We start from the raw sequence: 6,779 nt of genomic DNA on the forward strand, positions 1-6,779 counted from the left end.
CTGACACAAGATCTTGTGTCCCGCGACAGGAACAGGCACAACCAGTTGTGAGTACAACGGTGGGTAACCTGTGTATAACCCTAAGTAGCACACAATAATCAAGAGGTTGAAACATGAGCGTTTCGGCAGAAGCTTTGACGGCTGCGCTTCCGGATATTGCCTTCCAGGAAGCGTCGCTCGACATCTGGGACAAGAAGTACCGTCTCAAGTCGAAGTCGGGGGACATCATCGACCAGGAGATCGACGACACCTACAAGCGTGTCGCCCGCGCCCTGGCCGAAGTGGAGGAGGGCAGCGACAAGCAGGTCCACTGGTATCGTGAATTCCTGTGGGCGCTCAGGCGAGGCGCCATCCCGGCCGGACGCATTACCTCCAATGCCGGCGCGCTGGCGCACAAGCCGGCCACCTCGACCATCAACTGCACGGTCTCGGGCACCATCGAGGATTCGATGAACGACATCCTCGGCAAGGTTCACGAGGCCGGCCTGACGCTCAAGGCCGGCTGCGGCATCGGCTACGAGTTTTCCACGCTCAGGCCCAAGGGCGCCTATGTTTCCGGCGCAGGCGCCTACACTTCGGGCCCGATGTCGTTCATGGACATCTACGACAAGATGTGCTTTACCGTGTCATCGGCCGGCGGCCGCCGCGGTGCGCAGATGGCCACTTTCGACGTCTCGCACCCCGACGTCATGGACTTCATCCGCGCCAAGCGCGAAGACGGCGTGCTGCGCCAGTTCAACTGCTCGCTTCTGATCACCGACGCTTTTGTCCAGGCCGTGGTCGACGATGCCGACTGGCCACTGGTCTTCCCGGTGCTCGACAGCGAAGCCGAGGATATCGACCTGGCCGACCCCGAGCAGGTCATCTGGCGCGAGTGGCCCACCACCAAGAACTACGTCAGTAACGAAGAAGGCCTGGTCGCCTGCAAGATCTATCGCAAGGTGCCGGCCCGGCGCCTGTGGAACATGATCATGACCTCCACTTATGACTACGCGGAGCCGGGCTTCGTGCTGGTCGACCGCATCAACGAAGACAACAACAACTGGTGGTGCGAAACCATCCGCGCGACCAACCCCTGTGGCGAACAACCGCTGCCGCCCTACGGCGCCTGTCTGCTTGGCTCGATCAACCTGACGCGCTTCGTCGAAGAACCATTCACCGACAACGCGCGCTTCAACTGGGACGAGTACCGGCGCACGGTCAATATCTTCACGCGCATGCTCGATAACGTGGTCGAGATCAACGGTCTGCCGCTGGACAAGCAGCGCAACGAGATCCTCTACAAGCGCCGCCACGGCATGGGCTTTCTCGGCCTGGGCTCGGCCCTGACCATGCTGCGGATGCAGTACGGTCGACCCGAATCGCTGGAGTTCACCGAGCGCGTCTCGCGCGAGATGGCCGTCGCCGGCTGGGAGACCGCGGCCGAACTGGCCGAGGAAAAGGGCGCAGCACCGATCATGGACGACGACTTCGAGGTCACCCCGGAGATGCTGCGCAAGCGCCCGGAGATGAAACGCGACGGCTACAGAGTCGGCGACAAGGTGCCCGGCCGCATCCTGCACGCACGCTACAGCCGCTACATGCAGAAGGTGGCGGAAGTGGCGCCCGAAGTGGTCGACCGTCTGGCCGAGTCGGGTGCGCGCTTCAGCCATCACACCTCGATTGCGCCAACCGGCACCATCTCGCTGTCGCTGGCGAACAACGCCTCCAACGGCATCGAGCCGAGCTTCGCCCACCACTACAACCGCAACGTGATTCGCGAGGGCCGCAAGAGCAAGGAAAAGGTCAGCGTCTATTCCTACGAACTGCTGGCCTATCGCACCCTGGTCAACGCGGGTGCCATGCCGTATTCGGACCATCCCGACGAGCAGTTGCCCGACTACTTCGTGACCGCCGAATCGATCACGCCCAAGGAGCACGTCGCCATCCAGGCGGCGGCACAGAAGTGGATTGACTCATCCATTTCCAAGACCGCCAACGTGCCTACCGATTATCCCTACGAGGACTTCAAGGACATCTATCTGTATGCCTGGGAGCAGGGCCTGAAGGGCTGCACCACCTTCCGCTTCAACCCGCAGGCTTTCCAGGGCGTGCTGGTCACCGACAAGGACCTGGAGTCGACCACTTACGTGTTCGAGCTCGAGGACGGGTCGAAGGTGGAGGTTCAGGGGCACGAGAAGATCGAATATGACGGCGAAGTGCACACAGCCGCCAATCTGTTCGATGCCCTGAAGGAAGGCTACTACGGAAAGTTCTGATGTGGCTTCGTCACGACACCGCAGGCCGTGTTTTACGGTTATCGGGCCTCCTCACGTACCCGGATGTACGCTCCGGGGCCCCGGTAATCGCAAAGCCTCGCCTGCGGCGCCGTGACTGGGCCACATGCCTTCGGCATTAGCAGAGTGATCAAGCAATCCAGCAACAGATCGAGAAACAATCCGGGAACATTGAAATGACCATCAGGATCGACAAGAAAATCGTGGACTACGCGGTCCAGGACAAGCAAGCCGAGGAAAAAGCGAGCGATCACCAGGACGGTCGCAAGGAAAAGGCCGAAATCATCCGGATGCACGAAAAGCTCGAACGCCCGGAGGGTATGGAGTGCTTGGAAGGCGCGACCTACAAGATCCGCACGCCGCTCGACGACCACGCCCTGTATGTCACCATCAACGACATCGTGCTCAATCAGGGCACCGAACACGAGCAGCGCCGGCCCTTCGAGATCTTCATCAACTCGAAGAACATGGACCACTTCCAGTGGATCGTGGCGCTGACGCGGGTGATGTCGGCGGTGTTCCGCAAGGGTGGCGACGTCACCTTCCTGGCCGAGGAGCTGCAGGCCGTGTTCGACCCCAAGGGCGGCTACTTCAAGCCCGGCGGGCGCTTCGTGCCATCGATCGTGGCCGACATCGGTGCGGTGGTCGAGCACCATTTCAAACGCATCGGCATGATCGAGCCCGACGAACTATCCGAGCAGCAGCAGCTCATTCTCGAGCAAAAACGCGCCGAAGCCGAAGCCCGCGAACAGCAACAGCCACAAGCCGAAGCGCCAAAGCCGGCCGGATCCGATGCCGGCGATGCGGGGCAGGGCGGTGAGGCCGCCTATCCGGCCTCGGCCACGCTGTGTCACAAGTGCAACACCAAGGCGATGGTCCTGCTCGACGGCTGCCAGACCTGCCTGGCCTGCGGCTATTCCAAGTGCGGCTGATTTTTGTCCCGCCCAGCCGCTGAAGGCCCGAAAGGCCGGCAAGATCGGGGACGCCTGGAGGTCGAATGCCGTCTCAATGAAGGCTGATTCTGGCCGCTCAGGTCACCCGGATCCCGGTCGACGCCGAGTCGGTCGAGCGCCGGAATGTGGGCGCGTCTTTTCACCGCGATCCACAGCACGGCCGCGGGTCACACCACGGTGACCAGACCGGGGGCGTGAGCCAGTACTTTCTGGCTGACGCTGCCCATGAGCAGCGCCTTGATCCGCGACATCCCGCGGCGTCCCATTACCAGATGCGTACCCGGATTGTCTTCCATGAAGGCGATGATCTCTTCTGCCGGATCGCCAATCAGCACGTGCCGCTGCGCAAACGTCAATCCTGCCCGCGATTCGCCTTCGTCGAAGATCTGTTGCGACTCGCTCTTGCTCGCACGCTCGAGCTCCTGCGGCGAGCTCTGGTCGCCAAGCCCGGCCGGGGTGGCCGACACGTGAGGCTGGTGAGCAAAGACATAGAGGGCCGAGAGCTCGCGGCCCATGGACGCCGCCAGCGCACGCGCCTCATCCAGGGCCTCGAAGGCCGGCTCGGATCCGTCCAGGGCGACGAAGAGATTTTTCGATTGGGTCATGGCGAACCTCCTTGGAGATGGTGTGATGGTGCGTCGACTCAAACCCGATCATGCCAGATGCCGGCGCCGAAGCGCTTGACCTGCGTCAGTCACGACGCGGCGCCAATCATGAGCGGCTGCTCATCCTAACGCGATTTTTAGAATAACGCGCCAAGCCAATGAAAATAAACAGAAACAGCGAGCGCATTCAGTTTGTCGAGCGCAGAACAGATGACGCGCCACCCGACCAGAGCTTTACATAATATACATTATGCGAACTATCGTCACAGCAGCCCTTGGTGTGGAAAAGCACCTGAATACACGAACAAGAAAAGGTGGAAACAATCTGCAAGTAACCTTGGAAACTTTCCAAGCAACCCTGGAAACAATTCGTTCTTTCCAAGAAACCTTCGAAACAATTTGTGCTTGCGCTACCCGGTTCTTGCGGAGGGATCAGGAAAGCTTTCGGATGGAGTACGCCGATGAGCCACTCTGACAAAGGCGGCAGTCCACCTCGCCGTCAGGCCGAAGGCGGATCGAACCGAGTGGTTCGCTGTGGTCCCAAACGAGAAATTGTCCGCCGCCTCACGTTCAAGCAGAGCCATAATCACATTTTTTTATAACGTCTGAGTCAAGTGGCGCGGCGTTAGCATTGACCCGCCCCGTGTAGCGCAAAGCGCGAGACGCGGAACGAACTAAAGCGATTTGTTGAACGAAGCCGCTTCGCGGCAGAAAACCCCATTCATGTTGTGTAACCCTTGATCGACGCCCAATCGGGGGCGCGTTTGTCAAGGAGTTTAGCATGAACAAATCCGAGCAAAAACGGTTCGATGAGTTGTACCGCCAACACCTCAGAGCCCTGAAGCTGCAAGGCATGAGCGACAAGACCATCGACGGCTATTCACGTGCGCTACGGCGGATTGCAGCCTGGTTTGACTGCTGCCCGGACCGACTCAACGTTGAGCAACTGGCCGGGTATTTTTCTGAGCTGGTCGAGACCCATTCCTGGTCAACCGTCAAGCTGGATCGCTGCGGTTTGCAGTTCTTCTACAAGCATGTGCTCGATCGCGACTGGCAGTGGGTGGAGATGATCCGGGCCCCGAAGGTCCGCTCCTTGCCCGATATTCTGACCACCGCAGAAATCGAGCGCCTGATCGGGTCGGCGCGCAAGCTGCGCTACCGGGTGTTTGTGCTGGCCACCTACTCCATGGGACTACGCCTGGGCGAGACGCTGGCCCTGGAAGTCGGGGATATCGACAGTGCGCGAGGCCAGGTGCACGTCCGGCGTGGCAAGGGGCACAAGGACCGGCTGGTGCCATTGCCGGATCTGACTTGCCGGGCACTTCGCGCCTTGTGGTGCCGGCATCGCCATCCGCGTTTACTGTTCCCCAATGCCGCAGGCTCGATGGACACGGTCCGTCAAGCCGCTTCGCATATGAGTCGCGGCGGCGTGCAAACGGCGATGAAGAGAATGCTGGCTGATTGCGGCATTAAAAAAAAGCGACCATCCATACCCTGCGCCATTCCTTCGCCACGCATCTGCTAGAACAGGGCTTGAGCCTGCGCCATATCCAGGCGCTGCTCGGCCATGCCAGCCCCACCACCACCGCGCGCTACGCACAACTGACCCGAACCACCGAGCAGGACAGCTTTCGCATCATCAACCAACTGGTCGACCGGCTGCATGTCGATCTGCAAAGGTTGTGATCATGGAACTGGCCACGATCATCCACCAATACCGCAGCGAGCTTGAACAGCGCTACGGCCACCGTCTGCTCCCCGGACACCGACGCGCCATGGACGCGATGCTGCGCTGCCGAACCCCGCAAGCCGGACAGGTCCACTGGGCGTGTCACGACTGCGACCAGCATCATGATCAACCGCTGTCGTGCGGCCATCGAAGCTGCCCGCGCTGCCAGAATCAGCAGGCCACTCACTGGCTGGAGCGCCAGCGCGCCAAGCTGCTGCCCGTCGATTACTTCATGGCCACCTTCACCTTGCCGGCGCAACTGCGCGCTGTGGCCTGGCGACATCAGACCATTGTCTACGGGCTATTGTTCGACTGTGCCGTATCCACCCTCACCGACTTCGGCCTGAACCCGGACCACCTCGGCGCCGAGCTGGGCATGACGGCCGTGCTCCATACCCATGCCCGCGACAAGCGTTTTCATCCGCATGTCCACGTCGTTGTGCCCGGGGGCGGGCTCAACCGACTGCGGCGCTGCTGGAAAAAGGTCAGGGGCCGCTACCTGTTCAACGCCTTCGCTCTGGCCACGGTGTTCCGGGCGCGCCTGCTCGATGGCTTGAACAAGGCCGGACTGCCGATCCCCGAAAACACCCCCGAGCGGTGGGTCGTCGACTGTCGCCGGGTGGGTCGCGGTGAGCCGGCGCTTCGATATCTGTCGCGTTATCTCTACCGCGGCGTGATCGCCGAGCGCGACATCCTGGCCAATCGGAATGGCCAAGTCACCTTGCGCTATGTCGAATCGGCAACCGGAGAAACCCGCACCCGGACACTGCCCGGCGCGGACTTCCTGTGGCTGATTATTCAGCACGTGCTGCCCAAGGGCTTCAGGCGGCTGCGAGACTACGGGTTCTTGCATGGAAACGCGAAAAAGCGGCTCAGGCTCGTGCAGTTGATCCTGCAGGTCGCGCTTGCCTTGCCGGTGGCATGCAAGCGGCCCAGGCTCGTCTGCCCCGCGTGCGGTAACCCCATGCATATCGCATCGGTTCTACCGAAACCGTTGCATCCTGGATAGCTCCACAGCACGGCAGCATCCGCGGCCCACCGATACGGAGGACGCAGAACCATCCATGACGAAGTTCAGTTAACCCAGCTTATTCATCAGACTGCCTCTTTCACGCTGAGTCAAGCCGGCTTTGATGGATTTTGGTCACCCAGCTTGCAGGTTCGGCTCGATGGTGGGTCTGGATGGCATTGATTCGCCAGGATTTGGCATTTTTGA

6 protein-coding genes are annotated in these 6,779 nt (G+C 60.8%); 5 read left to right on the forward strand and 1 reads right to left on the reverse strand.

Going from position 1 to position 6,779, the window contains the following annotated elements; all coding sequences use genetic code 11:
* The first annotated feature begins 113 nt into the window (after positions 1–113).
* Together ACEWQZ_RS11245 and ACEWQZ_RS11250 are read left to right on the forward strand one after the other, a co-directional pair.
* On the forward strand, positions 114–2,258 hold the full coding sequence (locus ACEWQZ_RS11245) for an adenosylcobalamin-dependent ribonucleoside-diphosphate reductase (RefSeq protein ID WP_476483174.1): 2,145 nt from the start codon (positions 114–116) through the stop codon (positions 2,256–2,258).
* A 194-nt stretch (positions 2,259–2,452) separates the two neighbouring features.
* Positions 2,453–3,208: a TSCPD domain-containing protein gene (locus ACEWQZ_RS11250; RefSeq protein ID WP_476483175.1), complete on the forward strand. Its 756-nt coding sequence runs from the start codon at positions 2,453–2,455 to the stop codon at positions 3,206–3,208.
* A 188-nt stretch (positions 3,209–3,396) separates the two neighbouring features.
* Here ACEWQZ_RS11250 and ACEWQZ_RS11255 read toward each other — a convergent pair whose 3' ends face one another.
* Positions 3,397–3,834, reverse strand: a complete 438-nt coding sequence (locus ACEWQZ_RS11255; protein ID WP_476483176.1) for a universal stress protein — start codon at positions 3,832–3,834, stop codon at positions 3,397–3,399.
* Positions 3,835–4,615: 781 nt separating this feature from the next.
* On the opposite strand from ACEWQZ_RS11255, the gene ACEWQZ_RS11260 reads away from it, so the two are divergent.
* Genes ACEWQZ_RS11260 through ACEWQZ_RS11270 form a run of 3 tightly spaced genes read left to right on the forward strand, consistent with a single transcriptional unit; the run spans position 4,616 to position 6,572 of the window.
* Positions 4,616–5,359, forward strand: coding sequence for a tyrosine-type recombinase/integrase (locus ACEWQZ_RS11260; protein ID WP_476483177.1), 744 nt, complete (start codon positions 4,616–4,618; stop codon positions 5,357–5,359).
* A gap of 8 nt (positions 5,360–5,367) precedes the next feature.
* A complete protein-coding gene (locus tag ACEWQZ_RS11265) occupies positions 5,368–5,520 on the forward strand; it encodes a hypothetical protein (RefSeq protein ID WP_476483178.1) in 153 nt (50 codons plus the stop codon).
* Between the two features lie 2 nt (positions 5,521–5,522).
* The gene (locus ACEWQZ_RS11270; RefSeq protein ID WP_476483179.1) at positions 5,523–6,572 is read left to right on the forward strand and encodes an IS91 family transposase; all 1,050 of its coding nucleotides are present in this window, start codon (positions 5,523–5,525) and stop codon (positions 6,570–6,572) included.
* Positions 6,573–6,779: the final 207 nt, after the last annotated feature.

It is taken from the genome of Wenzhouxiangella sp. YN1 (assembly GCF_056324145.1).